We start from the raw sequence: 23,700 nt of genomic DNA on the forward strand, positions 1-23,700 counted from the left end.
CCTCAGGACTCCTGGGTGAGGGAGACGAGCACGTCGTCCCCTTCGATCTTTACGGGGTATACGGGGACGGGGCGCGTCGCCGGAAGACTGTCGGGCTTGCCCGAGCGGAGGTCGAAGCGCGAGCCGTGCAGCCAGCACTCGATGTGGCAGTCGTCGACCTCGCCCTCGGACAGCGAGACGTTCGCGTGCGAGCAGATGTCGTGGATCGCGAAGACCTCGCCCTCGGTCCGCACGACGGAGATCGGCGTGCCGTCGAGCTCCACCCTCTTGGGGGTGTCCTCCTCCAGCTCGCCTGCTCCACAGACGCGTACGAAGGTCATGCGACCGACGCCTCCAGCTCCTCTTCGATCTTGGCGAGGAGGCGCTCCTCGATGTCCGGGACACCGATCTGCTGGACCAGCTCGGCGAAGAAGCCGCGGACCACGAGGCGGCGGGCGTCGATCTCGGGGATGCCGCGCGCCATCAGGTAGAAGAGCTGCTCGTCGTCGAAGCGGCCGGTGGCGGAGGCGTGGCCGGCGCCGACGATCTCGCCGGTCTCGATCTCCAGGTTCGGCACCGAGTCGACCCGCGCGCCGTCCGTGAGGACGAGGTTGCGGTTCATCTCGTAGGTGTCCGTGCCCTCGGCCTTGGCCTCGATGAGCACGTCGCCGATCCACACCGCGTGCGCGTCCTCGCCCTGGAGCGCGCCCTTGTAGACGACGTTCGACTTGCAGTGCGGGACGTTGTGGTCGACCAGGAGGCGGTGCTCCTGGTGCTGGCCGGCGTCGGTGAAGTACAGACCGAACAGCTCGGCCTCGCCGCCGGGGCCGGCGTAGGCCACGCGCGGGTGCAGCCGGACCAGGTCGCCGCCGAAGGTGACGAGGAACGACTTGAAGGTGGCGTCCCGGCCGATCAGCGTGTTGTGCTGGCCGGCGTGCACGGCCTTGTCGTCCCAGTCCTGGACGGAGACGACGGTCAGCTTGGCGCCGTCGCCCAGGACGTAGTCGACGTTGGCGGCGAGCACCGCGTCACCGGTGTGGTCGATCACGACCACGGCCTCGGCGAAGGCACCCAGCTCGACGACCTGGTGGGCGTAGGCGGTCCCGCCCTCGCCGCGGACGGCGATGCGGATCGGCTCGGTGAGGACCGTCTCCTTGGGGACGGTGATCACACCGGCCTTCTCGAACGCCGAGTAGGCCTGGGCGGCGACCCGGTCCACCGGGGCGCCCGCCCTGCCGATGCGCGCGTCGTCACGGCCGACGGTCTCGACGACGACGCCCTCGGGCGCGTCGATCTCGACCCGCACGCCGTCGCCGGCGACCGCGGTGCCGTCGTGCAGTCCGCGCAGCCGCTCCAGCGGCGTGAACCGCCACTCCTCCTCGCGGCCGTGGGGGACCGCGAAGTCCGCCACGTCGAAGGACGGGGGCGCGCTCATGCGCGTGGCGACGGTCGACTCGGCGGCCACCGCGATCTGGCCCGCGGTGGTGGACCCCACGGGGATGTTCTGAGCCTCAGCCATGGCTGTCGGTCTGCTCTCTTCCTGCGTCAAGAAAATCTGGGACTGCTGCGAAGGACGGGCCTCAGCCGACCGCGCCTTCCATCTGCAGCTCGATCAGCCGGTTGAGCTCGAGGGCGTACTCCATGGGCAGCTCCTTGGCGATCGGCTCGACGAAGCCGCGCACGATCATCGCCATCGCCTCGAACTCGCTCAGACCCCGGCTCATCAGGTAGAAGAGCTGGTCCTCGGAGACCTTGGAGACCGTCGCCTCGTGGCCCATGGACACGTCGTCCTCGCGGACGTCCACGTAGGGGTACGTGTCGGAGCGGGAGATGGTGTCGACGAGCAGCGCGTCGCACAGCACGTTCGACTTGGAGCCGTGGGCGCCCTCGCCGATCTCGACGAGACCGCGGTAGGATGTGCGGCCGCCGCCGCGCGCCACGGACTTCGACACGATGTTGGAGGAGGTGTTCGGCGCCATGTGGACCATCTTGGAGCCGGCGTCCTGGTGCTGGCCCTCGCCCGCGAAGGCGATGGACAGGGTCTCACCCTTGGCGTGCTCACCCATCAGGTAGACGGCCGGGTACTTCATCGTCACCTTGGAGCCGATGTTGCCGTCGATCCACTCCATGGTCGCGCCCTCGTACGCCACGGCGCGCTTGGTGACCAGGTTGTAGACGTTGTTCGACCAGTTCTGGATGGTCGTGTAGCGGCAGCGGGCGTTCTTCTTGACGATGATCTCGACCACGGCGCTGTGCAGGGAGTCCGACTTGTAGATCGGAGCCGTGCAGCCCTCGACGTAGTGCACGTAGGCACCCTCGTCGACGATGATCAGGGTCCGCTCGAACTGACCCATGTTCTCCGTGTTGATGCGGAAGTAGGCCTGGAGCGGGATCTCGACGTGCACGCCCGGGGGCACGTAGATGAAGGAGCCGCCGGACCACACCGCGCTGTTCAGCGACGCGAACTTGTTGTCACCGACGGGGATGACGGTCCCGAAGTACTCCTTGAAGAGCTCCGGGTGCTCCTTCAGCGCGGTGTCGGTGTCGAGGAAGATGACGCCCTGCTCCTCCAGGTCCTCGCGGATCTGGTGGTAGACGACCTCGGACTCGTACTGCGCGGCGACACCGGCGACGAGGCGCTGCTTCTCCGCCTCGGGGATGCCGAGCTTGTCGTACGTGTTCTTGATGTCCTCGGGCAGGTCCTCCCAGGACTCCGCCTGCTTCTCCGTGGAGCGCACGAAGTACTTGATGTTGTCGAAGTCGATGCCCGACAGGTCCGAGCCCCAGTTCGGCATGGGCTTCTTCTCGAAGAGGCGCAGGCCCTTGAGACGGAGCTTGGTCATCCACTCCGGCTCGTTCTTCTTCTCGGAGATGTCCCGGACGACGTCCTCGTCGATGCCGCGCCTGGCAGAGGCGCCGGCCGTGTCGGAGTCGGCCCAGCCGTACTCGTACTTGCCCAGGCCCTCGAGCTCAGGGTGAGCAGTCTCCGTGGGGAGAGTCATGCGGGGTTCCTCCCGGCCGTGCTTGCAGATGCGTTGTCGATGGTCTTGGAAGTCTTCGGGACGTACGTGGTGCAGACGCCGTCGCCGTGCGCGATGGTCGCGAGCCTCTGCACATGCGTACCGAGCAGCTCGGCGAAAAATTCCGTCTCCGCCTCGCACAGCTGCGGGAACTGCTCGGCGACGTGGGCGACCGGGCAGTGGTGCTGGCAGAGCTGCTCGCCCTGCTGGGGCCGGGGCGCGCTGCGCGCGGTAGCAGCGTACCCGTCCGCGCTCAGGGCCTTGGCCAGCGCCTGGGTGCGCTGTTCGGGGGCGGCGCCCTCGACGGCCTTGCGGTACGCGCCCGCCTGGGCGGCGATCCGGGCTCGGGCGAAGGCGGCGATCGCCTGCTCCCCGCCCTCCTGCTCGGCGATCCAGCGCAGGGCGTCCGCGGCGAGCTGGTCGTACGACTGGTCGAAGGCGTCGCGGCCGCAGTCGGTGAGCGCGAAGACCTTGGCCGGGCGCCCACGCGTGCGCGTGCCGTAGACCCTCTGTTCACGGGCTTCGACCACGTCGTCGGCGACCAGGGCGTCGAGGTGGCGCCGGACGGCGGCCTGGGTCAGCCCCAGGCGTCCGGCGAGCTCGGCGACGGTCGACGGCCCGTGGTCCAGGATGGAGCGCGCGACGCGGTTGCGGGTGGACCGCTCACCGGTCGCGAGTTCCTCCTGCGGAGCCTCGCCAACGTTTTTCACAACGCCATTGTTGCGTAATTCTTCAGAGGGGGGCAAGCCGCGCCCGGACGGCCGGACGGTGCCCTGCGTCACTTAGGTATACCTAATGTGATACCTGACGTGACCTGCGGAAACGATCTCCGGTCGATCGGGAAGGTGGCATTCGGGGCGCGCTTCGGCGAGACTCGCCCGCATGCCCGCACCCGCTCCGACCGGCCCACTCGTCACCCGCGGCACGATCGCCGCCGGACTGCGCGAGCTGGGCGTCCGGACCGACGACACCCTCCTCGTGCACTCCTCCCTCAGCTCCCTCGGCTGGGTCTGCGGAGGCCCCGTCGCGGTCGTCCAGGGGCTCCTCGACGCACTCGGCCCGGACGGCACCCTGGTGGTCCCCACCCAGACCGGGGACCTGTCCGACCCGGCCCTGTGGAGCGATCCGCCGGTGCCCGCGCGGTGGTGGGACGCCGTCCGCGCGGCGATGCCCGCCTACGACCCGCTGATCACCCCCTCGCGCGGGGTCGGCGTGATCCCCGAGACCGTGCGCACCTGGCCGGGCGCCCTGCGCAGCGCGCACCCGCAGACGTCGTTCGCCGCCCTCGGCCCGCGCGCCGCCGAGGTGGTCGCGGGGCACGCGGCCGACTGCCGGCTGGGCGAGCGCAGCCCGCTGGCGACCCTGGAACGGATGGGCGCGCGGATACTCCTGCTGGGCGCCGGCTACGACGCCTGCACCGGCTTCCACCTCGCCGAGTACCGGATCCCCTCCCCTCTCGTCGAGGTGGGGCGGCCGGGGCTGATGGGCTGGGAGCGTGTGACCGAGGTCTCGATCACCTCGGAGCGGTTCGACGAGCTGGGCCACGACTTCGAGCGGGACCGGGACGTCGTCCGCGGGCGGATCGGCGCGGCCGACGTGCGGCTGTTCCCGCTGGCGGACGCCGTCGCCTACGCCGAGCGGTGGCTGCCGCTGCACCGGCCCCGTGCGGAGGACATCGCGCACCCCCGCGCCTGAGCCCTCGCGGGCGTACCTAGACTCGTGACCCATGCGAAGCGAGCCCGTGGTCCAGGTCCAGGCCCTGGTGAAGCGGTACGGCGACAAGACCGCGGTGGACGGCCTCGACCTGGTGGCCCGAACGGGTGTCACCGCCGTACTCGGCCCCAACGGGGCCGGCAAGTCGACCACCGTCGAGACCTGCGAGGGGTACCGCACGCCGGACTCCGGCACCGTGCGCGTACTGGGCCTGGACCCGGTACGGCAGGGGCCCGAGCTGCGCCCCCGGATCGGCGTGATGCTCCAGTCCGGCGGCGTCTACTCCGGCGCCCGCGCGGACGAGATGCTGCGCCACGTCGCGAAGCTGCACGCCCACCCCCTGGACGTCGACGTCCTGATCGAGCGGCTCGGACTGGGCTCCTGCGGCCGCACCACGTACCGCAGGCTCTCCGGCGGCCAGCAGCAGCGGCTCGCCCTGGCGATGGCCGTGGTCGGCCGCCCGGAACTGGTGTTCCTGGACGAGCCGACCGCTGGTCTCGACCCGCAGGCCCGGCGCGCCACCTGGGACCTCGTGCGGGACCTGCGCGGCGACGGCGTCTCGGTGATCCTCACCACGCACCACATGGACGAGGCCGAACAGCTGGCCGACGACGTGGCGATCATCGACGCCGGCCGGGTCGTGGCCCAGGGCTCCCCCGAGGAGCTGTGCCGCGGCGGCGCCGAGAACACGCTGCGCTTCACCGGCCGGCCCGGGCTCGACGTGGCCTCGCTGCTCAAGGCGCTCCCCGCGGACTCCGCGGCCGCCGAGCAGGCGCCGGGCTCGTACCGCGTCGTCGGCAGGATCGATCCGCAACTGCTGGCCACGGTGACGTCCTGGTGCGCTCAGCACGGGGTGATGCCGGACCGCATCTCGGTGGAACGGCACACCCTGGAGGACGTCTTCTTGGAGCTCACGGGCAAGGAACTGCGCGCATGACGACCACCACCGGCACGTACACCCCGAGGCCCGGCGCCGCGCCGCTCGGCCGCATGATCGCGACCCAGGCCGCGCTCGAGACGAAGATGCTGCTGCGCAACGGCGAGCAGCTGCTGCTGACGGTGATCATCCCGACGCTGCTGCTGGTGCTGTTCAGCTCGGTCGACATCGTCGACACCGGCGAGGGCGAGGCCGTGGACTTCCTCGCCCCCGGCGTCCTGGCGCTGGCCGTGCTGTCGACGGCGTTCACCGGGCAGGCCATCGCCACCGGCTTCGAGCGCCGCTACGGGGTGCTGAAGCGGCTCGCCGCGTCGCCGCTGCCGCGCTGGGGTCTGATGACCGCCAAGACGGTGTCCGTGCTGGTCACCGAGGTGCTCCAGGTCGTCCTGCTGACCGGGATCGCCTTCGCGCTGGGCTGGTCCCCGCAGGGCGGCCCGTTCCCCGTGCTGCTGCTCATGGTGCTCGGCACGGCTGCCTTCTCCGGGCTCGGGCTGCTCATGGCCGGCACGCTCAGGGCGGAGGCCACGCTCGCCGCGGCCAACCTGGTCTTCCTGCTGCTGCTGGTGGGCGGCGGTGTGATCGTGCCGCTGGACAAGTTCCCGGACGCGGCCCGGGACGTGCTCGGCCTGCTGCCGGTCTCCGCCCTGTCGGACGGACTGCGGGACGTCCTCCAGCACGGGGCCGGGATGCCGTGGGGCGACCTGGGGATCCTCGCCGTGTGGGCGGTCGTGGGGCTCGCGGCCGCCGGGAGGTTCTTCCGCTGGGAGTAGGCGGGGACCCCCGACGGGCGACCCTCGTGAACGCGCGCACAAGCGGCCGCCTACGATGGACGGCGTGCCAAACGTGACCCGCGCCGACGCCGCAGCCGCCGTGCGCAATCCGCTCGCCTTCATCGCCGCGCGCTGGACCCCGGAGCCCCGGACGGTCCGGCGGGCGGCGCTCGCCGCCCTCGTCATGGCCGTGCTCATCGTGGTCACCGGCGGTGCCGTACGCCTGACGGGGTCCGGCCTCGGCTGCCCGACCTGGCCGAAGTGCACCGACGACTCGCTGACCACCACGAGCGCGATGGGCTTCCACGGCGTCATCGAGTTCGGCAACCGCCTGCTCGCCTACGTGCTGTGCGCCGCGGTCGGCTGGGCGATCATCGCCGCCCGGTCGCAGAAGCCGTACCGGCGCGATCTGACCCGGCTGGGCTGGGTCCAGTTCTGGCTGGTCATGGGCAACGCGATCCTCGGCGGGATCGTGGTCCTGGTCGGCCTGAACCCGTACACCGTCGCCGCGCACTTCCTGCTGTCGACCGCGCTGATCGCGGTCGCGACGGTGATGTGGCAGCGCACCGGGGAGGGTGACGCGGTGCCGCGCCCGCTGGTCGGCAAGGCCGTCGAGCAGCTCGTCCGGGTCCTGGTCGCCGTCTCCTTCCTGCTGATCGCGGTCGGCACGGTGGTCACCGGTTCGGGCCCGCACGCGGGCGACTCCAGCGACGTCCCGCGGATGCCGGTCGACTGGGAGACCGTCACCAAGGGGCACGCCGTGCTGGCGTGGATCGTGGTGACGCTGACGTTCGCGCTGTGGTTCGTGCTGAAGGCGGTCGACGCGCCCAAGGGGCCGCTGGACCGCACCCGCGACCTGTTCCTGATCCTGCTCGCCCAGGGCGTCATCGGCTACGTGCAGTACTTCACCGACCTCCCCGAGATCCTGGTCGGCCTGCACATGCTCGGCTCGTGCCTGGTGTGGATCGGGGTGCTGCGGGTGCTGCTGTCGCTGCGGGAGCGTCCCGAGGAGACGGCGGCCGGGCTGCCGGTTCAGGAGTACGACGCCACCAGCGTGTCGATGGCCGGGCCCAGGTAGTCCCGGGTCAGCTCGCCGCGGCGCGCGGTCCACTCCTCGGTGGGCGGCGCGGGAGTGCCGTAGCGCCGCCGCGCGATGTCCTCGACGACCTCGCCGGGCGCGCCGAGGCCGGGCAGCTCCGCCAGGGCCTCGCGCTTGGTGATCAGACGGCCGTCCCGCAGCGTGACCGTGGCGCGGGCGAAGGTCAGCAGGCCCAGGTCGACCCACACGTCCTGCCGCCACAGCTCCGCCTTGCGCACGACCGGCCGCCAGTAGTCCCGCTCGTTGCGGACGACGTACTCGGCCAGTTCCGCGTCCGGCACCGGCGGCAGCAGGAGGTCCGGCGACTCGCCGTACAGGACGCGCCCGAAGCTGTGCAGCTCCCGCCGGGTGACCGGGGTGACCGTCCGCTTGAACAACTGGCGGTGGGCCCAGGTCAGGTGCCGTCGCTCGGGGTCGGCGGCGGTGCCGGGCGAGAGGTAGGTGCAGTGCAGATGCCCGGCGAGGGGGTCGGCGCGCAGGCGGGCGTGGAGCCGCCCCAGCCGCCAGGCCGTGCGCGTCGTGGCCGGCCGGGGCAGGACCGCGATCAGGTCGAGGTCGCTGCGGCCCTCCTGGTAGTCGCCGCCGCCCAGTGAGCCGTGGGCCCAGACGGCCACGGGCTCGAGGGGCAGCAGGCCGGTGACGAAGCGGTCGAGCAGGGCGTCGGTGGGCATCGGCCCAGTCTCTCCGGTTCAGTCCAGGCCGTAAACCCGGCGCGCGTTGCCCGAGGCGATCATGGTCGCCACCCGCTGGGCGTCCGCCCGCCCCCACGCCCCCTCGGTCACCCAGGTGCCGAGCACCCGGGTGAGGGCCTCGCGGAACAGGCGGGCGCCCACGACGTGCAGCTCGGGCAGGCCCTGGGCGCCGCTGGAGAACAGGATCTTGCCGAACGGGGCCAGCTCCAGGATCTCCGCGAGCACGGTGGCGGCCCGGGCGCCGGTGCGCACCAGAGCGGCCCCGGAGTCGGCGTAGACGTGCGGGAAGACGCCGGCGAGGTGGGCGGCGTGGCGGTGGTAGGGGTAGCCGTGCAGCAGGACCAGGTCGGTGCCGAGGCCGGCGGTGGCCCGTACGAAGTCGGTCAGCAGCACGGGGTCGGTGCGGTCGATGCGCAGGCCCGGTTCGCCGAGCCCCGCGTGCAGCTGGAGCGGCCGTCCGGAGGCGACCGCGATCCACAGCAGGTGACGCAGCAGCACCGGGTCGCTCAGCTCACCGCCGACCTCGCGTCCGGCCAGCCAGCGGGCGGCGGCGCCCCGCACCTCGACGGGGCCCGGCGGCTCCGGGGCGAGCGACAGCCCGTGCCGGACACCGGCGACGGAGGTGAAGGCGACGGCGTACGCGGCGGCGCCGTGCACGGCCTCGGCGAGGTTGGCGAGGAAGGCCTCGACGGTGCCGGAGGTGTCGGCGACCTGTTCGGCCAGCAGTTCCAGGCGCACGATCTCGTGGGCGTCGGCGTCCGCCGCGCTGGCCAGCTCCGCGGGGCCGGTGAGGTCGCCGGGCAGGTCCGCGTCGACCAGGTAGGTCGTGATGCCGCTGCCGCGCAGCAGCCTGCGGTCCGCCTCCAGGACTCCCAGTTCGCGGCGCCGGGCGAGGTAGCGGGCGGGCGCGCAGTGCGGTTCCAGGCCGAGCAGGGGCGGGCACCAGCGGCGCACCGCGAAGCCGGTCTGGGTGTCGAAGAGGGTGGTGCCCGGCGCGGGCGGTCCCTCGGTGCGGGCCAGCTGGGCCTCGAAGGTGCCGAGGCCCAGCTCCGTTCTCAGCACGCCGTGGCAGTACTGGTCCACGAGGGACGGCGTTTCGATCATCCGGACTCCCCGCGTCGGGACCGTGCGCCTCACGGCTTCCTACGGTCCTAACGGGTGAACCGGCGTCAGGTGTTGCTCGGCCCGCCGACCTGGATGCCCGCCATGCGCGACCACTCGTACGGGCCGGTCGCGACCTTGGCCGCGAACTCGCCGTCGAAGTCCTCGTGCACGGTGATGCCGGACTTCTCCACCGCCTTGCGCGCGATCTCGGGGGTGGTCGCGACCAGGTCGCCCCAGCCGCCGTCCTCGCCGACGAGGACGATCCGGGCGCCGCGTTCGCCGATGTGGGCCACCTGGCCCTCGGCGCCGCCGTGCGCCTTGGAGAAGGAGTCGATCCGCCGGGCCAGCCGGGTCACCTGGCGCTCGGCCTTCGCGTCAACCTGCTGCGTGTCTGCCATGCCCAGGATGCTACCGACGGGTAGATCAAACGGCGACGGGCGGGGTGCGTGGCCTTGACCACGCGCCCCGCCCGTCGGACGGCCGTCGGCTCAGCGCAGGAAGGGGTCCACCGCGATCGCCAGGAACAGCACCGACACATAGGTGATGGACCAGTGGAACAGCCGCATCTCCTTGAGCTTGGCGCCCGTGACCTCGGCCTTGGCGCGGTTCTGCAGCCCGTGCGCCTCCCACAGCCACATGCCGCCGGCCGCGACGGCGACCGCCGTGTAGAACCAGCCGGTGTAGCCCAGCGGCGTCAGCAGCAGCGACACCGCGACCATCACCCAGCTGTAGATCACGATCTGCCCGGCGACGACCTTGTTGGAGGCGACGACCGGGAGCATCGGCACGCCGACGCGCGCGTAGTCCTCCTTGACCTTCATGGACAGCGGCCAGTAGTGCGGCGGCGTCCAGAAGAACATCACCCCGAAGAGGATGATGGGCGCCCAGGACATCGAGTCGGTGACGGCGGACCAGCCGATCAGCACCGGCAGACAGCCGGCGATGCCGCCCCAGACGATGTTCTGCGAGGTGCGGCGCTTGAGGATCATCGTGTAGACGACGACGTAGAACAGGAGCGCGCCGAGCGACAGCCACGCCGAGAGCCAGTTGACGGTGAGTCCGAAGAGCAGGGTCGAGACGACCGCCAGGGTGATGCCGAAGGCGAGGCACTCCCGCGGGCTGACCATGCCCGTGACCAGCGGACGCTGCGAGGTGCGGTCCATCAGCGCGTCGATGTCGCGGTCGATGTACATGTTCAGCGCGTTTGCGCCGCCCGCGGACAGGTACCCGCCGACACAGGTGAGCAGCACCAGCCACAGATCCGGTACGCCCTGCTCGGCGAGGAACATCACCGGAACGGTGGTGATCAGCAGAAGCTCGATGATCCGCGGCTTGGTCAGCGCCACGAACGCCTTGACACGGGCCCCGAACGGCCGGTGACTCGGGCTCTGGCTCGTCCCGATTACCCCCGCAGGACGGGATTCAACGGCCGTCACGCACACCCCTGACAGAGACTCCCAGCGAGCCTGCCCGGTGAAGTGGCGGTGAGGGCTCGCGCGTACCACGCCACTTTAGACGTTGCCCAGACCCCGGCATTCGCGGGGGTGCGTTCGTGTTGAGGGGGACGCTCCGACGTGCATACGGAGAGTCGATTGAGCAGTCAGATGAGCGGCCGCGTATTCACTTGCCGAATGCGGTTTCGCCCGGTCGGCGGGCGGATCCACCGGAGTCCCTGCAGTCTGGTTTCCAGCGGAAAAACGCACGTACTTACGGGGGTAGGCTCGACAGCGGCCGGCCGACGCACGACCGCGCCGGCAGCCGGTGGGCGCCACGTGCACCGGCATCCGACATGTGGAGAGGAGCCCTGACTCAGGGTGAGCACCAAGCCGACCACCACAGACCTCGAGTGGACCGAACTGGACCAGCGGGCCGTGGACACCGCCCGCGTCCTGGCCGCCGACGCCGTACAGAAGGTTGGCAACGGCCATCCGGGTACGGCGATGAGCCTGGCGCCCGCCGCCTACACCCTCTTCCAGAAGGTGATGAGGCACGACCCGGCCGACGCGAACTGGGTCGGACGCGACCGTTTCGTGCTGTCCGCGGGCCACTCGTCCCTGACCCTCTACACCCAGCTGTACCTGGCCGGCTTCGGCCTGGAGCTGGACGACCTGAAGTCCTTCCGGACGTGGGGCTCCAAGACCCCGGGTCACCCCGAGTACGGTCACACCACGGGCGTGGAGACGACGACCGGACCGCTGGGCCAGGGCGTGGCCAACGCGGTGGGCATGGCGATGGCCGCCCGCTACGAGCGCGGTCTGTTCGACCCGGAGGCCGCCGAGGGCACCTCCCCGTTCGACCACTTCGTCTACTGCATCGCCGGTGACGGCTGCCTCCAGGAGGGCATCTCCGCCGAGGCCTCCTCCCTCGCGGGCCACCAGAAGCTCGGCAACCTGATCCTGCTGTGGGACGACAACCACATCTCGATCGAGGGCGACACCGAGACGGCCGTCTCCGAGGACACGGTCAAGCGCTACGAGGCGTACGGCTGGCACGTGCAGCGCGTCCAGCCGAAGGCGGACGGCGACCTGGACCCGAACGCCCTGTACGAGGCGATCGAGGCGGCCAAGCAGGTCACCGACCGGCCGTCCTTCATCGCGATGCGCTCGATCATCGCCTGGCCCGCCCCGAACGCGCAGAACACCGAGGCCGCCCACGGCTCGGCGCTCGGCGACGACGAGGTGGCGGCCACCAAGCGCGTCCTGGGCTTCGACCCGGAGAAGACCTTCGAGGTCTCCGACGAGGTCATCGGCCACACCCGCAAGGCCCTGGAGAAGGGCCGGGCGGCCCGCGCCGTGTGGGACAAGGCCTACCAGCAGTGGCGGGACAACAACCCCGAGCGCGCCGCCGAGTACGACCGGATCGCCAGGGGCGAGCTCCCCAAGGGCTGGGAGGAGAAGATCCCGGTCTTCGAGACCGGCAAGGGCGTGGCCACGCGTGCCGCCTCGGGCAAGGTCCTCCAGGCGCTCGGCGCGGTGATCCCCGAGCTGTGGGGCGGCTCCGCCGACCTGGCCGGCTCGAACAACACCACCATCGACAAGACCTCGTCGTTCCTCCCGGCGGGCAACCCGCTGCCGGAGGCCGACCCGTACGGCCGCACCATCCACTTCGGCATCCGCGAGCACGCGATGGCCGCGGAGATGAACGGCATCGCCCTGCACGGCAACACCCGCATCTACGGCGGCACCTTCCTGGTGTTCTCCGACTACATGCGCAACGCCGTGCGCCTGTCCGCGCTGATGCACCTGCCGGTGACCTACGTGTGGACGCACGACTCCATCGGCCTCGGCGAGGACGGCCCGACCCACCAGCCGGTCGAGCACCTGGCCTCGCTGCGCGCCATCCCGGGCTTGAACGTGGTCCGCCCGGCCGACGCCAACGAGACCGCCATCGCCTGGCGCGAGATCCTGCGCCGCTGGACGAAGGAGTTCGGCAAGGGCCAGCCGCACGGTCTGGCGCTGACCCGTCAGGGCGTGCCGACGTACGAGCCCGACGAGAACGCGGCCAGGGGCGGCTACGTGCTGTTCGAGGCCGACGGCGGTGACGCCCAGGTCGTGCTGATCGCCACCGGCTCCGAGGTGCACGTCGCCGTGGAGGCGCGCGAGCGGCTCCAGGCCGAGGGCGTGCCGACCCGTGTGGTGTCCATGCCGTCCGTGGAGTGGTTCGAGCAGCAGGACCAGGGGTACCGGGACAGCGTCCTGCCTCCGTCCGTGAGGGCCCGTGTCGCGGTGGAGGCCGGTATCGGTCTCACCTGGCACAAGTACGTCGGGGACGCCGGCCGCATCGTTTCCCTGGAGCACTTCGGTGCTTCGGCCGACGGAAAGCTGCTCTTCCAGGAGTTCGGCTTCACTGCCGAGAACGTGGCCGCGGCCGCCCGGGAATCGATCGCCGCAGCCCAGCGCTGACGCTCGTATACGACACGTAGGAGATGCATTTTCCATGACAGACGCACTCAAGCGCCTCTCCGATGAAGGCGTCGCGATCTGGCTGGACGACCTGTCGCGCAAGCGGATCACGTCCGGCAACCTCGCCGAGCTGATCGACCAGCAGCACGTCGTGGGCGTCACCACCAACCCGTCGATCTTCCAGAAGGCGATCTCGCAGGGCGACGGCTACGACACGCAGCTCACCGACCTCGCCGCCCGCGAGGTCACGGTCGAAGAGGCCATCCGGATGATCACCACGGCGGACGTCCGCGACGCCGCCGACATCCTGCGTCCGGTCTTCGACAACACCGGCGGCAAGGACGGCCGGGTCTCCATCGAGGTCGACCCGCGCCTCGCGCACAACACCCGGGCGACGGTCGCCGAGGCCAAGCAGCTCGCCTGGCTGGTGGACCGCCCCAACACGCTGATCAAGATCCCGGCGACCGAGGCGGGCATCCCGGCGATCGCCGAGACCATCGGCCTGGGCATCAGCGTCAACGTCACGCTGATCTTCTCGCTGGAGCGCTACCGCAAGGTCATGGACGCCTTCCTGACCGGCCTGGAGAAGGCCAAGGAGCGCGGCCTGGACCTGTCGCAGATCCACTCCGTGGCGTCCTTCTTCGTGTCCCGCGTGGACACCGAGATCGACAAGCGGATCGACGCGCTCGGCACCGACGAGGCCAAGGCGCTGCGCGGCAAGGCCGCCGTCGCCAACGCCCGCCTCGCGTACCAGGCCTACGAGGAGATCTTCTCGTCCGACCGCTGGAACGCCCTGGAGAAGGCCGGCGCCAACAAGCAGCGTCCGCTGTGGGCGTCGACCGGCGTGAAGGACAAGGCGTACAGCGACACCATGTACGTCACCGACCTGGTCGCACCCAACACGGTGAACACCATGCCGGAGGCGACGCTGTTCGCCACCGAGGACCACGGCGAGATCACCGGCGACACCGTCGCCGGCACCTACGAGCAGGCCCGTGCCGACCTCGACGCCGTCGAGAAGCTCGGCATCTCCTACGACGAGGTGGTCCAGCTCCTGGAGAAGGAGGGCGTCGACAAGTTCGAGGACGCCTGGAACGACCTGCTGAAGTCGACGGAGGCGGAGCTCAAGCGCCTCGCTCCCTCGGAGGGCTGACAATTTGTCAAGCAGCAACCCGCTGCGTGACCCCGCAGACCGACGGCTCCCGCGTATCGCGGGGCCGTCGGGTCTGGTCATTTTCGGCGTCACCGGCGATCTGTCCCGCAAGAAGCTCATGCCCGCCGTGTACGACCTCGCCAACCGGGGTCTGCTGCCGCCGGGCTTCTCGCTCGTCGGGTTCGCCCGGCGCGACTGGGAGCACGAGGACTTCGCCCAGGTCGTGCACGACGCCGTCAAGGAGCACTCCCGTACGCCGTTCCGCGAGGAGGTCTGGCAGCAGCTCATCCAGGGGATGCGCTTCGTCCAGGGCACCTTCGACGACGACGAGGCGTTCGAGCGGCTGCGCGGCACCATCGAGGAGCTGGACAAGGCACAGGGCACGGGCGGCAACTTCGCCTTCTACCTCTCGGTGCCCCCGAAGTCCTTCCCGGTGGTCATCCAGCAGCTGAAGAAGCACGGCCTCGCCGACCAGACGGGCGGCTCCTGGCGCCGCGCGGTGATCGAGAAGCCGTTCGGCCACGACCTGAGGTCGGCCGAGGAGCTCAACGCGATCGTCCACGAGGTCTTCGCCCCGGACCAGGTCTTCCGCATCGACCACTACCTGGGCAAGGAGACCGTCCAGAACATCCTGGCGCTGCGCTTCGCCAACACGATGTTCGAGCCGATCTGGAACCGGTCCTACGTGGACCACGTGCAGATCACCATGGCCGAGGACATCGGCATCGGCGGCCGGGCCGGCTACTACGACGGCATCGGCGCCGCCCGTGACGTCATCCAGAACCACCTGCTCCAGCTCCTCGCGCTGACCGCGATGGAGGAGCCCGCCTCCTTCGACGCGGACGCCCTGGCGGCGGAGAAGACCAAGGTGCTCGGCGCGGTGCGCCTGCCGAAGGACCTCGGCCGGGACACCGTGCGCGGCCAGTACGCGGCAGGGTGGCAGGGCGGCGCGAAGGCCGTCGGCTACCTGGAGGAAGAGGGCATCGACCCCAAGTCGAAGACCGACACCTACGCCGCGATCAAGGTCGGGATCGACAACCGCCGCTGGGCGGGCATCCCCTTCTACCTGCGCACCGGCAAGCGCCTGGGCCGCCGGGTCACCGAGATCGCGGTGGTCTTCCAGCGCGCCCCGCACTCCCCCTTCGACACGACGGCCACCGAGGAGCTGGGCCAGAACGCGATCGTCATCCGCGTCCAGCCCGACGAGGGCGTCACCGTCCGCTTCGGTTCCAAGGTGCCGGGCACGTCGATGGAGATCCGGGACGTCTCCATGGACTTCGCGTACGGCGAGTCCTTCACCGAGTCCAGCCCGGAGGCGTACGAACGCCTGATCCTGGACGTGCTGCTCGGCGACGCCAACCTCTTCCCGCGCACGGAGGAGGTCGAGCTGTCCTGGAAGATCCTCGACCCGATCGAGCAGTACTGGGACGAGCACGGCACGCCCGCGCAGTACCCGTCCGGTACGTGGGGACCCGTCGAGGCGGACGAGATGCTCGAGCGAGACGGACGGAGCTGGCGCCGGCCATGAAGACAGACCTCACGGACACCACGTCCAGCAAGATCAACAAGGCGTTGGTGCTGGGCCGCCGGGCGATCGGCACGCCGGCCGTCGGCATGGTGCTCACCCTGGTCATCGTCACCGACGAGGAGAACGCCTACGACGCGCTGAAGGCCGCGAGCGACGCCGCGCACGAGCACCCCTCGCGCACGCTCGTCGTCATCAAGCGCGTCTCGCGGTCGCCGCGGGACCGCACCCAGTCCCGGCTGGACGCCGAGGTCCGCCTCGGCGCCGACGCGGGCACCGGCGAGACGGTGGTGCTGCGGCTGTACGGCGAGGTGGTCGACCACGCCCAGTCGGTCGTCCTGCCGCTGCTGCTGCCGGACGCGCCGGTCGTGGTGTGGTGGCCGGTCAACGCGCCGCTGGACCCGGCGGGCGACCCGCTGGGCGCGCTGGCCCAGCGCCGGGTGACCGACACCTACGCCTGCGAGGAGCCGGTACGGGAGCTGGCGGCCCGCGCCGACGCCTATACGCCGGGGGACACGGACCTGTCCTGGACCCGCATCACCCCGTGGCGGTCGATGCTCGCGGCGGCCCTGGACCAGGTCGACTGCCGGGTGCAGAGCGTCGTGGTGGAGGGCGAGGAGTTCAACCCGAGCTGCGAGCTGCTGGCGATGTGGCTCGCGGACCGGCTGGACGTCCCGGTGCAGCGCACCGCGTCGAGCGGCCCGGGCCTGACCGCGGTCCGTATGGACACCGACTGCGGTCCGGTCGTCCTGGACCGGGCCGACGGCTCGCTCGCGACGTTGTCCATCCAGGGGCAGCCGGCCCGTGCGGTGGCGCTCAAGCGCCGCGAGACGGCCGAACTGATCGCGGAGGAGCTGCGGCGCCTCGACCCGGACGACACGTACGCCTCGGCGCTGCGCTTCGGGGTGGACCGGCTGAACGCGCCGGCCCCGTCCGAGGCGAAGGCGGACGAGGGGCCCGTCGCGGTGCCCGCTCCCGTCGGGACGGCCGCGAAGGCGCCCGCGAAGGACGCGGCGCGGGAGAAGGCACCGGTGAAGAAGGCGGCGGCGAAGTGAGCGACACTCCACAGCTGGTCGTGCACCGGGACAAGGAGCTGATGGCCGAGGCCGCGGCGGCCCGGCTGATCACGAAGATCGTGGACGCCCAGTCCTCCCGGGGCTCGGCGTCCGTGGTCCTGACCGGCGGCCGCAACGGCAACGGCCTGCTGACCGCGCTGGCGGCGTCCCCGGCCCGGGACGCGATCGACTGGGCCCGCCTCGACCTGTGGTGGGGCGACGAGCGCTTCCTGCCGGAGGGCGACCCGGAGCGCAACGTCACGCAGGCCCGCGAGGCCCTGCTGGACGCGGTGCCGCTGGACCCGGAGCGGGTGCACGCGATGCCCGCCTCGGACGGTCCGCACGGCTCCGACGTGGAGGCCGCGGCGGCGGCGTACGCGCGGGAGCTGGCGAAGGCGGCCGCGCCGGAGAACCACGCGGCGGTCCCGTCCTTCGACGTCCTGCTGCTCGGCGTCGGCCCGGACACGCATGTGGCCTCGCTGTTCCCGGAGCACCCGGGAGTGCGGGAGACGGAGCGCACGGTGATCGGCGTCCACGGTTCCCCGAAGCCGCCGCCCACCCGGGTCTCCCTGACCCTGCCCGCGATCCGCGCGGCCCGTGAGGTGTGGCTGCTCGCGGCGGGCGAGGACAAGGCGAACGCCGTGGCGATGGCGCTGTCGGGCGCCGGCGAGATCCAGGCGCCGGCGGCCGGGGCGCGGGGCCGTGCCCGCACCCTGTGGCTGCTGGACGCGGCGGCGGCCTCCCGGCTGCCGCGCACGATGTATCCGCCGGCCTCGGCGTAGCCACCGCCGCGCACGAGAACGCCGGGTCCCGCGACGGGGCCCGGCGTTTCGTCGTGCGGCTCCGGACGCGGCGTCAGGTCCCGTTCGGGCCCGGGGAGTAGGGGTTGCCGTGCCCGTTGGGGTGGGGCGCGTACGGCGGCTGCGGCGGCGGCGCGTAGGGGTTGCGCGGTCCGGGGGCGTACGGGTGGCCGGCTCCGGCGGGCGGGTACGGGTGCCCGTAGGGGTTGCCCTGCGGCGGCACGTGCGGCAGCCCGGTCGGCGGGAGGTGCCCGGGGACCGGCGGGAGGTGTCCGGGGAGCGGCGGGAGGGTCGCCGGGTGGGCCTTCAGCCGGATGCCGTAGCGGCGCCTGAGCCGCCCCATCTCCAGCAGTGCGATCGCGGTGACCGTCACGGGCGCGCCCAGGATGAAGACGACGCCCAGGGTGAGGCTGAGCCCGTGCAGGTCGCCGGTGACCAGGTCGGGGATGGCCATCAGCCAGCTCGTCACAGTGGCTAGCAGCGCGGGCAGGCAGCGGTGGACGGCGGCGGTGCCGAAGAAGTTGCCCGAGACCCTGATGGCCCCCCAGACCACGAAGCCGAGCATCCACAGCATCGTCAGGCCACCGAAGATGATCACCAAGGGGTTGCCCGAGGCGTTGATCGTGGTGACGAGCACCACCAGGCCGGCGACGCAGCCGACGAACAGCAGCAGCAGCTTGAGCGCGTTGAACAGCGGCCCGCGCAACTGCCCGACGGTGCCGGTGCGCCGCCAGACGAAGAGCATCGTGCCGACCGCCAGCGGGGTGATGAACAGCAGGACGACGGAGGCCGTCAGCGCGTTCTCCAGCAGCTGGGTGACGTCGAAGCCGCCCTCGAAGATGGTGTAGACGCCGAGCGAGGCGACCGCGCCCGCGATGACCCGGAACCGTTTGAGCTGCTCGATCGAGGGATCGACCGAGGGCGGGATCCACGCGGGGTGGAACACGGCGGTCGCCGCCTGCTTGGGATTCAGCAGGGACCGGGCCGTCAGTCTGCCGCCCGTCCAACTTCCGTGCGTACGTGCCATCCTGCTCCCCCGAGCACTCGCTGTGATGATCGCCGGGGGATTCTACGACAGGTGGACGACGTCCCGCCGTCCACCTGTCCGCGCCGGGCTCACCGCCGGCCGCGCAGCTCCCGGTAGGCGCCGACCAGCGCCGTCGTGGAGGCGTCCAGGCCGGGCACGTGGGCGCCCTCGGTGAGGGCGGGTTCGACGCGCTTGGCGAGGACCTTGCCGAGCTCGACGCCCCACTGGTCGAAGGAGTCGATGTTCCAGACCGCGCCCTGGACGAACACCTTGTGCTCGTAGAGGGCGATGAGCTGACCGAGCACCGACGGGGTCAGCTCGGGGGCGAGGACGGTGGTCGTCGGGTGGTCGCCCCGGAACGTCCTGTGCGGGACCAGTTCCTCCGGTACCCCCTCGCCCCGCACCTCGTCGGCGGTCTTGCCGAAGGCGAGGGCCTGGGTCTGGGCGAAGAAGTTGGCCATCAGCAGGTCGTGCTGGGCCCCGAGTTCGCCGCTCAGCCCGGCCGCGGGCCGGGCGAAACCGATGAAGTCCGCCGGGATCAGCTTGGTGCCCTGGTGGATGAGCTGGTAGTAGGCGTGCTGCCCGTTGGTGCCGGGCGTGCCCCACACCACCGGGCCGGTCTGCCACCGAACCGGACGGCCCTGGCGGTCCGTCGACTTGCCGTTGGACTCCATGTCGAGCTGCTGGAGATAGGCGGTGAACTTCGACAGGTAGTGCGAGTACGGCAGGACCGCGTGCGACTGGGCGTCGTGGAAGTTGCCGTACCAGATGCCCAGCAGGCCCATCAGCAGGGGGACGTTGGACTCGGCGGGCGCGGTGCGGAAGTGCTCGTCGACGATACGGAAGCCGTCGAGCATCTCGCGGAAGCGGTCCGGGCCGATGGCGATCATCAGGGACAGGCCGATCGCCGAGTCGTACGAGTAGCGTCCGCCGACCCAGTCCCAGAACTCGAACATGTTGGCCGTGTCGATGCCGAACTCGGCGACCTTCCCGGCGTTGGTCGACAGGGCGACGAAGTGCCGGGCGACGGCGTCCTTGTCGCCGAGCGCGTCCAGCAGCCAGCTCCGGGCCGAGGTGGCGTTGGTGACCGTCTCGATCGTGGTGAACGTTTTGGACGCCACGATGAAGAGGGTCTCCGCCGGGTCCAGGTCCCGGACCGCCTCGTGCAGGTCGGCGCCGTCCACGTTGGACACGAACCGGAAGGTGAGCGAGCGGTCCGTGAAGGCCCGCAGCGCCTCGTAGGCCATGGCGGGGCCGAGGTCGGAGCCGCCGATGCCGATGTTGACGACGTTGCGGATGCGCTTGCCGGTGTGGCCCTTCCACTCCCCCGTGCGGACCCGGTCGGCGAAGCCGGACATCCTGTCGAGGACGGCGTGGACCTTGGGGACGACGTTCTCGCCGTCGACCTCGATCACCGCGTCGCGGGGGGCGCGCAGCGCGGTGTGCAGCACGGCGCGGTCCTCGGTCGTGTTGATGCGCTCGCCGCGGAACATGGCGTCGCGCAGCCCGAACACGTCGGTGGCGGCGGCCAGTTCGCGCAGCAGGGCGAGCGTCTCGTCGGTGACCAGGTGCTTGGAATAGTCGACGTACAGGTCACCCACCCGCAGGACGTACCCCGTGCCGCGTCCGGGATCGGCGGCGAACAGGTCGCGCAGCCGTACCTCGCCGAGCTCCTCGCGGTGCGCCGCCAGCGCCCTCCATTCGGGCGTCTGGTCGATCATGGTACGGCCGTCTGCGTTCATGTCGGACTTCAGCCTTCTTCCTCGGTGTCCCAGCTCTCCCGGCTGTCCCCCAACCTAATTGATCAGTGGTGAGGAAGGCCGAAGAGGAGGAACCGCGGGTGAACCGGGCCAGGCCGGTGAAGAAGGCCGAAGGGGAGGAACGCGCCGCCGGCGGACCGCCGTACTAGATCTCGCCGCGCAGCTTGGCGAGCGCCTCCGCGAGGATCGCCTCGCCGTCCGCGTCGCTGCGGCGCTCGCGCACGTACGCCAGGTGCGTCTTGTAGGGCTCGGTGCGCGGTGGGTCCGGCGGATTGTCCCGGTCCTGTCCGGCGGGGAAGCCGCAGCGCGGGCAGTCCCAGGTCTCGGGGACCTGCGCGTCGCTCGCGAAGCTCGGCTGCGTCTCGTGTCCGTTGGAGCACCAGAAGGAGATGCGCAGACGCGGCGCGGACTCGCCGCGCTCGGCCTCGCCCATCGGCCCCGCCCCGACCCGGCTTCCCCGGATCGCGTTGCCACTTGCCACGGTCGTAACTCCCTGCGTGATGGTGCCGCAAAGCGAGTCGGCGTTTCGCTTCGCTGCGAGCGCCTCAGTCTACGTAAGGCCCAACGCGCGTCCAGTGGTTGGAGTTACAAGCTCCCGCACACAGACGCAAGCCCCATGATAGGCCGCGCAACGGGGCGCGTACCGGACATGGGGCATTGCGTACTCAGTGCGTGCCGGGTCAGTTGTTCGCCTTCATCACCAGGCCGAGCACGACGATGCACGCGAACCACAGGAGACCGACCACCACGGTGATCCGGTCGAGGTTGCGCTCGGCGACCGAGGAGCCGCCGACGGACGACTGCATGCCGCCACCGAACATGTCGGAGAGGCCGCCGCCCTTTCCCTTGTGCATCAGCACCAGCAGCATCAGCAGCAGGCTGAAGACGATCAGGGCGATCGAGAACCCCAAAACCACGGCTGGACCAACTTCCTCGGATTCTGACGGACGACGGGGGCACGGCGGCCACGGCCACCATGCCCCCGCAAGGGTACGACGTATCGTCGCTACCGCCTACTCACCGGCCGCTCTACTGGTCGCGGAAGCGGACGATCTTGACGAACTCGTCGGAGTCCAGCGAGGCGCCGCCGACCAGGGCACCGTCGATGTCGGGCTGCGCCATGATCTCGGCGACGTTCCCGGACTTCACCGAGCCGCCGTACTGGATGCGGACCTTGTCGGCCAGCTCCTGCGAGTACAGCTCGGCGACCTTGCCACGGACGGCCGCGCAGACCTCCTGCGCGTCCTCGGCGCCGCAGACCTTGCCGGTGCCGATGGCCCACACGGGCTCGTAGGCGATCACGACGGTCTCGGCCTGCTCGGCGGTGAGGTCCTTCAGACCGCCTTCGACCTGGGCGAGCGTGTGGGCGACGTGGTTGCCCGCCTCGCGGACGTCCAGCTCCTCGCCGACGCACAGGATCGGGGTCAGACCGTGCTTGTAGGCGGCCTTGACCTTGGCGTTCACCAGCTCGTCCGACTCCGCGTGGTACTGCCGGCGCTCGGAGTGACCGACGGCGACGTAGGCGCAGCGCAGCTTGGCCAGCATGGGGCCGGAGATCTCGCCGGTGTAGGCGCCGCCGTCGTGGGCGGAGACGTCCTGGGCACCGTACTTGATCTTGAGCTTGTCGTGCTCGACCAGTGTCTGCACCGAGCGCAGGTCGGTGAAGGGAACCAGGACGGCGACCTCGACGGCGTCGTAGTCCTTGTCCGAGAGGGCGAAGGCGAGCTTCTGGACGTGGGCGATGGCCTCGAGGTGGTTGAGGTTCATCTTCCAGTTGCCCGCCATCAGCGGCGTGCGGGTGCTCATTGAGGTCAGTCCTCCAGTGCGGCGAGGCCGGGGAGCGTCTTGCCCTCGAGGTATTCGAGGGAGGCGCCGCCGCCGGTAGAGATGTGGCCGAATGCCTTCTCGTCGAAGCCGAGCGTACGCACGGCGGCGGCGGAGTCGCCGCCGCCGACCACGGTGAAGCCCGGGGCTTCGACGAGGGCCTGGGCGACCGCCTTGGTGCCCTCGGCGTAGTCGGGGTGCTCGAAGACGCCCATGGGGCCGTTCCAGAAGACGGTGGCCGCGTCGGCGAGCTTCGAGGCGTAGAGCTTGCGGGTCTCGGGGCCGATGTCCAGACCCTCCTGGTCGGCCGGGATGGCGTCCGCGGCGACGGTGGAAGGGTTGGCCGGGGCCTTGGTCTTCAGGTCCGGGAACTCCGGCGCGACCAGCACGTCGACGGGGAGGACCAGCTCGACGCCGTTGTTCTCCGCCCGCTCGATGTACTCCTTCACGGCCGGGATCTGGTCCTCCTGGAGGAGCGAGATGCCGACCTCGTGGCCCTTGGCCTTGAGGAAGGTGTACGCCATGCCGCCGCCGATGAGGAGCCGGTCGGCCTTGCCGAGCAGCTCGTCGATGACGGCGAGCTTGTCGGAGACCTTGGCGCCGCCGAGCGCGACGACGTAGGGGCGCTTGACGTCGTCGGTGAGCTTCCGCAGGACGCCGACCTCGGTGGCGATCAGGTAGCCGGCGTAGTGCGGCAGCCGCTTGGGCAGGTCGAAGACCGAGGCGTGCCCCCGGTGCACGGCGCCGAAGCCGTCACCGACGTAGACGTCCGCGAGGCCGGCCAGCCGGTCGGCGAAGGCGGCGCGCTCGGCGTCGTCCTTGCTCGTCTCGCCGGCGTTGAAGCGCAGGTTCTCGATGACGGCCACCCGGCCGTCGGCGAGGCCGGCCACCGTGGACTCGGCGGACTCGCCGACCGTGTCCTCGGCGAAGGCGACGTCCGCACCGAGCAGTTCACCGAGCCGGGCGGCGGCCGGGGCCAGCGAGAAGGCCGGGTCCGGGGCGCCCTTGGGCCGGCCCAGGTGCGAGGCGACGATCACGCGCGCGCCCGCCTGTGCCAGGGCCTTGACGGTGGGCACCACGGCACGGATGCGGCCGTCGTCGGTGATGGTGGTGCCGTCCAGCGGCACGTTGAGGTCGGCGCGGACGAAGACGCGCTTGCCCGCGACGCCTTCGGAGAGCAGTTCGTCGATCGTCTTCATGCAGAGGGCTCCTGGGTTCTCGTGCTCGCTCGTGATCCTACGAGGGCTGGTCGCTGCGGACGCGACGCAGGGCTCGGGCAGCGCGACCTTGCGCTGCCCGAGCCCTGCTACCGCATTCGAGGTGCCGCTTGAGTCTGAGTC

General features: G+C 70.9%; 23 protein-coding genes. 9 read left to right on the plus strand and 14 right to left on the minus strand.

The genetic code is table 11. From position 1 onward, the window contains the following. Positions 1–2 precede the first annotated feature (2 nt). From ACFWJB_RS30090 to ACFWJB_RS30105, 4 genes are all read right to left on the minus strand, one after another. Entirely contained in the window at positions 3–320 is a 318-nt protein-coding gene (locus ACFWJB_RS30090; RefSeq protein WP_385465135.1) for a non-heme iron oxygenase ferredoxin subunit, read from the minus strand. Then, positions 317–1,498 (minus strand): Fe-S cluster assembly protein SufD, encoded by a 1,182-nt coding sequence (gene sufD, locus ACFWJB_RS30095; RefSeq protein ID WP_385465133.1) that lies wholly within the window; start codon positions 1,496–1,498, stop codon positions 317–319. Before sufD ends, ACFWJB_RS30090 begins: the two co-directional genes overlap by 4 nt. Before the next feature lie 61 nt (positions 1,499–1,559). After that, a complete protein-coding gene (gene sufB, locus ACFWJB_RS30100) occupies positions 1,560–2,981 on the minus strand; it encodes a Fe-S cluster assembly protein SufB (RefSeq protein ID WP_385465131.1) in 1,422 nt (473 codons plus the stop codon). Then, the gene (locus tag ACFWJB_RS30105) at positions 2,978–3,709 is read right to left on the minus strand and encodes a helix-turn-helix transcriptional regulator (RefSeq protein ID WP_385465128.1); all 732 of its coding nucleotides are present in this window, start codon (positions 3,707–3,709) and stop codon (positions 2,978–2,980) included. The genes sufB and ACFWJB_RS30105 overlap by 4 nt, the downstream gene beginning before the upstream one ends. Before the next feature lie 172 nt (positions 3,710–3,881). On the opposite strand from ACFWJB_RS30105, the gene ACFWJB_RS30110 reads away from it, so the two are divergent. Genes ACFWJB_RS30110 through ACFWJB_RS30125 form a run of 4 tightly spaced genes read left to right on the plus strand, consistent with a single transcriptional unit; the run spans position 3,882 to position 7,497 of the window. After that, the gene (locus ACFWJB_RS30110) at positions 3,882–4,694 is read left to right on the plus strand and encodes an aminoglycoside N(3)-acetyltransferase (protein WP_385465125.1); all 813 of its coding nucleotides are present in this window, start codon (positions 3,882–3,884) and stop codon (positions 4,692–4,694) included. Between the two features lie 31 nt (positions 4,695–4,725). Continuing rightward, positions 4,726–5,649, plus strand: coding sequence for an ABC transporter ATP-binding protein (locus tag ACFWJB_RS30115; protein ID WP_386926174.1), 924 nt, complete (start codon positions 4,726–4,728; stop codon positions 5,647–5,649). Then, positions 5,646–6,419: an ABC transporter permease gene (locus ACFWJB_RS30120; RefSeq protein ID WP_385465120.1), complete on the plus strand. Its 774-nt coding sequence runs from the start codon at positions 5,646–5,648 to the stop codon at positions 6,417–6,419. The genes ACFWJB_RS30115 and ACFWJB_RS30120 overlap by 4 nt, the downstream gene beginning before the upstream one ends. Positions 6,420–6,474: 55 nt before the next feature. Beyond that, on the plus strand, positions 6,475–7,497 hold the full coding sequence (locus ACFWJB_RS30125; RefSeq protein WP_386926176.1) for a heme A synthase: 1,023 nt from the start codon (positions 6,475–6,477) through the stop codon (positions 7,495–7,497). Here the strand turns inward: ACFWJB_RS30125 and ACFWJB_RS30130 are convergent. The 4 genes from ACFWJB_RS30130 to ACFWJB_RS30145 all read right to left on the minus strand — a co-directional run bounded on the left by ACFWJB_RS30130 (position 7,452) and on the right by ACFWJB_RS30145 (position 10,756). Then, complete coding sequence (locus tag ACFWJB_RS30130) at positions 7,452–8,189, minus strand: nucleotidyltransferase (protein ID WP_385465114.1); 738 nt, start codon at positions 8,187–8,189, stop codon at positions 7,452–7,454. The genes ACFWJB_RS30125 and ACFWJB_RS30130 overlap by 46 nt on opposite strands. An 18-nt stretch (positions 8,190–8,207) precedes the next feature. Beyond that, positions 8,208–9,314: an amidohydrolase family protein gene (locus ACFWJB_RS30135; protein ID WP_385465111.1), complete on the minus strand. Its 1,107-nt coding sequence runs from the start codon at positions 9,312–9,314 to the stop codon at positions 8,208–8,210. A gap of 65 nt (positions 9,315–9,379) precedes the next feature. Next, positions 9,380–9,712: a hypothetical protein gene (locus tag ACFWJB_RS30140; protein ID WP_385465108.1), complete on the minus strand. Its 333-nt coding sequence runs from the start codon at positions 9,710–9,712 to the stop codon at positions 9,380–9,382. A 90-nt stretch (positions 9,713–9,802) separates the two neighbouring features. Beyond that, a complete protein-coding gene (locus ACFWJB_RS30145; RefSeq protein ID WP_386926179.1) occupies positions 9,803–10,756 on the minus strand; it encodes a heme o synthase in 954 nt (317 codons plus the stop codon). A gap of 372 nt (positions 10,757–11,128) precedes the next feature. On the opposite strand from ACFWJB_RS30145, the gene tkt reads away from it, so the two are divergent. Genes tkt through pgl form a run of 5 tightly spaced genes read left to right on the plus strand, consistent with a single transcriptional unit; the run spans position 11,129 to position 17,731 of the window. Continuing rightward, entirely contained in the window at positions 11,129–13,216 is a 2,088-nt protein-coding gene (gene tkt / locus ACFWJB_RS30150; RefSeq protein WP_386926181.1) for a transketolase, read from the plus strand. 34 nt (positions 13,217–13,250) lie between these two features. After that, a complete protein-coding gene (tal, locus tag ACFWJB_RS30155; protein WP_385472557.1) occupies positions 13,251–14,369 on the plus strand; it encodes a transaldolase in 1,119 nt (372 codons plus the stop codon). Between the two features lie 4 nt (positions 14,370–14,373). Beyond that, positions 14,374–15,897, plus strand: coding sequence for a glucose-6-phosphate dehydrogenase (gene zwf, locus ACFWJB_RS30160; protein ID WP_385472559.1), 1,524 nt, complete (start codon positions 14,374–14,376; stop codon positions 15,895–15,897). After that, the gene (opcA, locus tag ACFWJB_RS30165) at positions 15,894–16,949 is read left to right on the plus strand and encodes a glucose-6-phosphate dehydrogenase assembly protein OpcA (protein ID WP_386926183.1); all 1,056 of its coding nucleotides are present in this window, start codon (positions 15,894–15,896) and stop codon (positions 16,947–16,949) included. The genes zwf and opcA overlap by 4 nt, the downstream gene beginning before the upstream one ends. Then, complete coding sequence (gene pgl, locus ACFWJB_RS30170; protein ID WP_386926185.1) at positions 16,946–17,731, plus strand: 6-phosphogluconolactonase; 786 nt, start codon at positions 16,946–16,948, stop codon at positions 17,729–17,731. Before opcA ends, pgl begins: the two co-directional genes overlap by 4 nt. A 73-nt stretch (positions 17,732–17,804) precedes the next feature. Here the strand turns inward: pgl and ACFWJB_RS30175 are convergent, their stop codons facing one another. The 6 genes from ACFWJB_RS30175 to ACFWJB_RS30200 form a co-directional block, all read right to left on the minus strand. Continuing rightward, the gene (locus tag ACFWJB_RS30175) at positions 17,805–18,776 is read right to left on the minus strand and encodes a hypothetical protein (RefSeq protein ID WP_386926187.1); all 972 of its coding nucleotides are present in this window, start codon (positions 18,774–18,776) and stop codon (positions 17,805–17,807) included. Between the two features lie 89 nt (positions 18,777–18,865). Then, a complete protein-coding gene (gene pgi, locus ACFWJB_RS30180) occupies positions 18,866–20,518 on the minus strand; it encodes a glucose-6-phosphate isomerase (RefSeq protein ID WP_386926189.1) in 1,653 nt (550 codons plus the stop codon). Positions 20,519–20,681: 163 nt separating this feature from the next. Continuing rightward, the gene (locus ACFWJB_RS30185; protein WP_003976875.1) at positions 20,682–21,017 is read right to left on the minus strand and encodes an RNA polymerase-binding protein RbpA; all 336 of its coding nucleotides are present in this window, start codon (positions 21,015–21,017) and stop codon (positions 20,682–20,684) included. Positions 21,018–21,216: 199 nt separating this feature from the next. Further along, positions 21,217–21,453, minus strand: a complete 237-nt coding sequence (gene secG / locus ACFWJB_RS30190) for a preprotein translocase subunit SecG (RefSeq protein ID WP_385470272.1) — start codon at positions 21,451–21,453, stop codon at positions 21,217–21,219. 112 nt (positions 21,454–21,565) lie between these two features. Then, complete coding sequence (tpiA, locus tag ACFWJB_RS30195) at positions 21,566–22,342, minus strand: triose-phosphate isomerase (protein ID WP_385470274.1); 777 nt, start codon at positions 22,340–22,342, stop codon at positions 21,566–21,568. 5 nt (positions 22,343–22,347) lie between these two features. Next, on the minus strand, positions 22,348–23,559 hold the full coding sequence (locus ACFWJB_RS30200) for a phosphoglycerate kinase (RefSeq protein WP_386926192.1): 1,212 nt from the start codon (positions 23,557–23,559) through the stop codon (positions 22,348–22,350). Positions 23,560–23,700 lie beyond the last annotated feature (141 nt).

The sequence above is a fragment of the Streptomyces sp. NPDC127100 genome (genome assembly GCF_042724095.1).
In the GTDB taxonomy this organism is placed as follows: Bacteria; Actinomycetota; Actinomycetes; order Streptomycetales; family Streptomycetaceae; genus Streptomyces.

What these genes read in the sequence shown, in the direction of transcription:
- ACFWJB_RS30090 (WP_385465135.1), bottom strand. Translation starts at nt 320, where the DNA reads ATGACCTTCGTACGCGTCTGTGGAGCAGGCGAGCTGGAGGAGGACACC.
- sufD (WP_385465133.1), bottom strand. Translation starts at nt 1,498, where the DNA reads ATGGCTGAGGCTCAGAACATCCCCGTGGGGTCCACCACCGCGGGCCAG.
- sufB (WP_385465131.1), bottom strand. Translation starts at nt 2,981, where the DNA reads ATGACTCTCCCCACGGAGACTGCTCACCCTGAGCTCGAGGGCCTGGGC.
- ACFWJB_RS30110 (WP_385465125.1), top strand. Translation starts at nt 3,882, where the DNA reads ATGCCCGCACCCGCTCCGACCGGCCCACTCGTCACCCGCGGCACGATC.
- ACFWJB_RS30115 (WP_386926174.1), top strand. Translation starts at nt 4,726, where the DNA reads ATGCGAAGCGAGCCCGTGGTCCAGGTCCAGGCCCTGGTGAAGCGGTAC.
- ACFWJB_RS30120 (WP_385465120.1), top strand. Translation starts at nt 5,646, where the DNA reads ATGACGACCACCACCGGCACGTACACCCCGAGGCCCGGCGCCGCGCCG.
- ACFWJB_RS30125 (WP_386926176.1), top strand. Translation starts at nt 6,475, where the DNA reads ATGGACGGCGTGCCAAACGTGACCCGCGCCGACGCCGCAGCCGCCGTG.
- ACFWJB_RS30130 (WP_385465114.1), bottom strand. Translation starts at nt 8,189, where the DNA reads ATGCCCACCGACGCCCTGCTCGACCGCTTCGTCACCGGCCTGCTGCCC.
- ACFWJB_RS30135 (WP_385465111.1), bottom strand. Translation starts at nt 9,314, where the DNA reads ATGATCGAAACGCCGTCCCTCGTGGACCAGTACTGCCACGGCGTGCTG.
- ACFWJB_RS30140 (WP_385465108.1), bottom strand. Translation starts at nt 9,712, where the DNA reads ATGGCAGACACGCAGCAGGTTGACGCGAAGGCCGAGCGCCAGGTGACC.
- tal (WP_385472557.1), top strand. Translation starts at nt 13,251, where the DNA reads ATGACAGACGCACTCAAGCGCCTCTCCGATGAAGGCGTCGCGATCTGG.
- opcA (WP_386926183.1), top strand. Translation starts at nt 15,894, where the DNA reads ATGAAGACAGACCTCACGGACACCACGTCCAGCAAGATCAACAAGGCG.
- ACFWJB_RS30175 (WP_386926187.1), bottom strand. Translation starts at nt 18,776, where the DNA reads ATGGCACGTACGCACGGAAGTTGGACGGGCGGCAGACTGACGGCCCGG.
- pgi (WP_386926189.1), bottom strand. Translation starts at nt 20,518, where the DNA reads ATGAACGCAGACGGCCGTACCATGATCGACCAGACGCCCGAATGGAGG.
- tpiA (WP_385470274.1), bottom strand. Translation starts at nt 22,342, where the DNA reads ATGAGCACCCGCACGCCGCTGATGGCGGGCAACTGGAAGATGAACCTC.
- ACFWJB_RS30200 (WP_386926192.1), bottom strand. Translation starts at nt 23,559, where the DNA reads ATGAAGACGATCGACGAACTGCTCTCCGAAGGCGTCGCGGGCAAGCGC.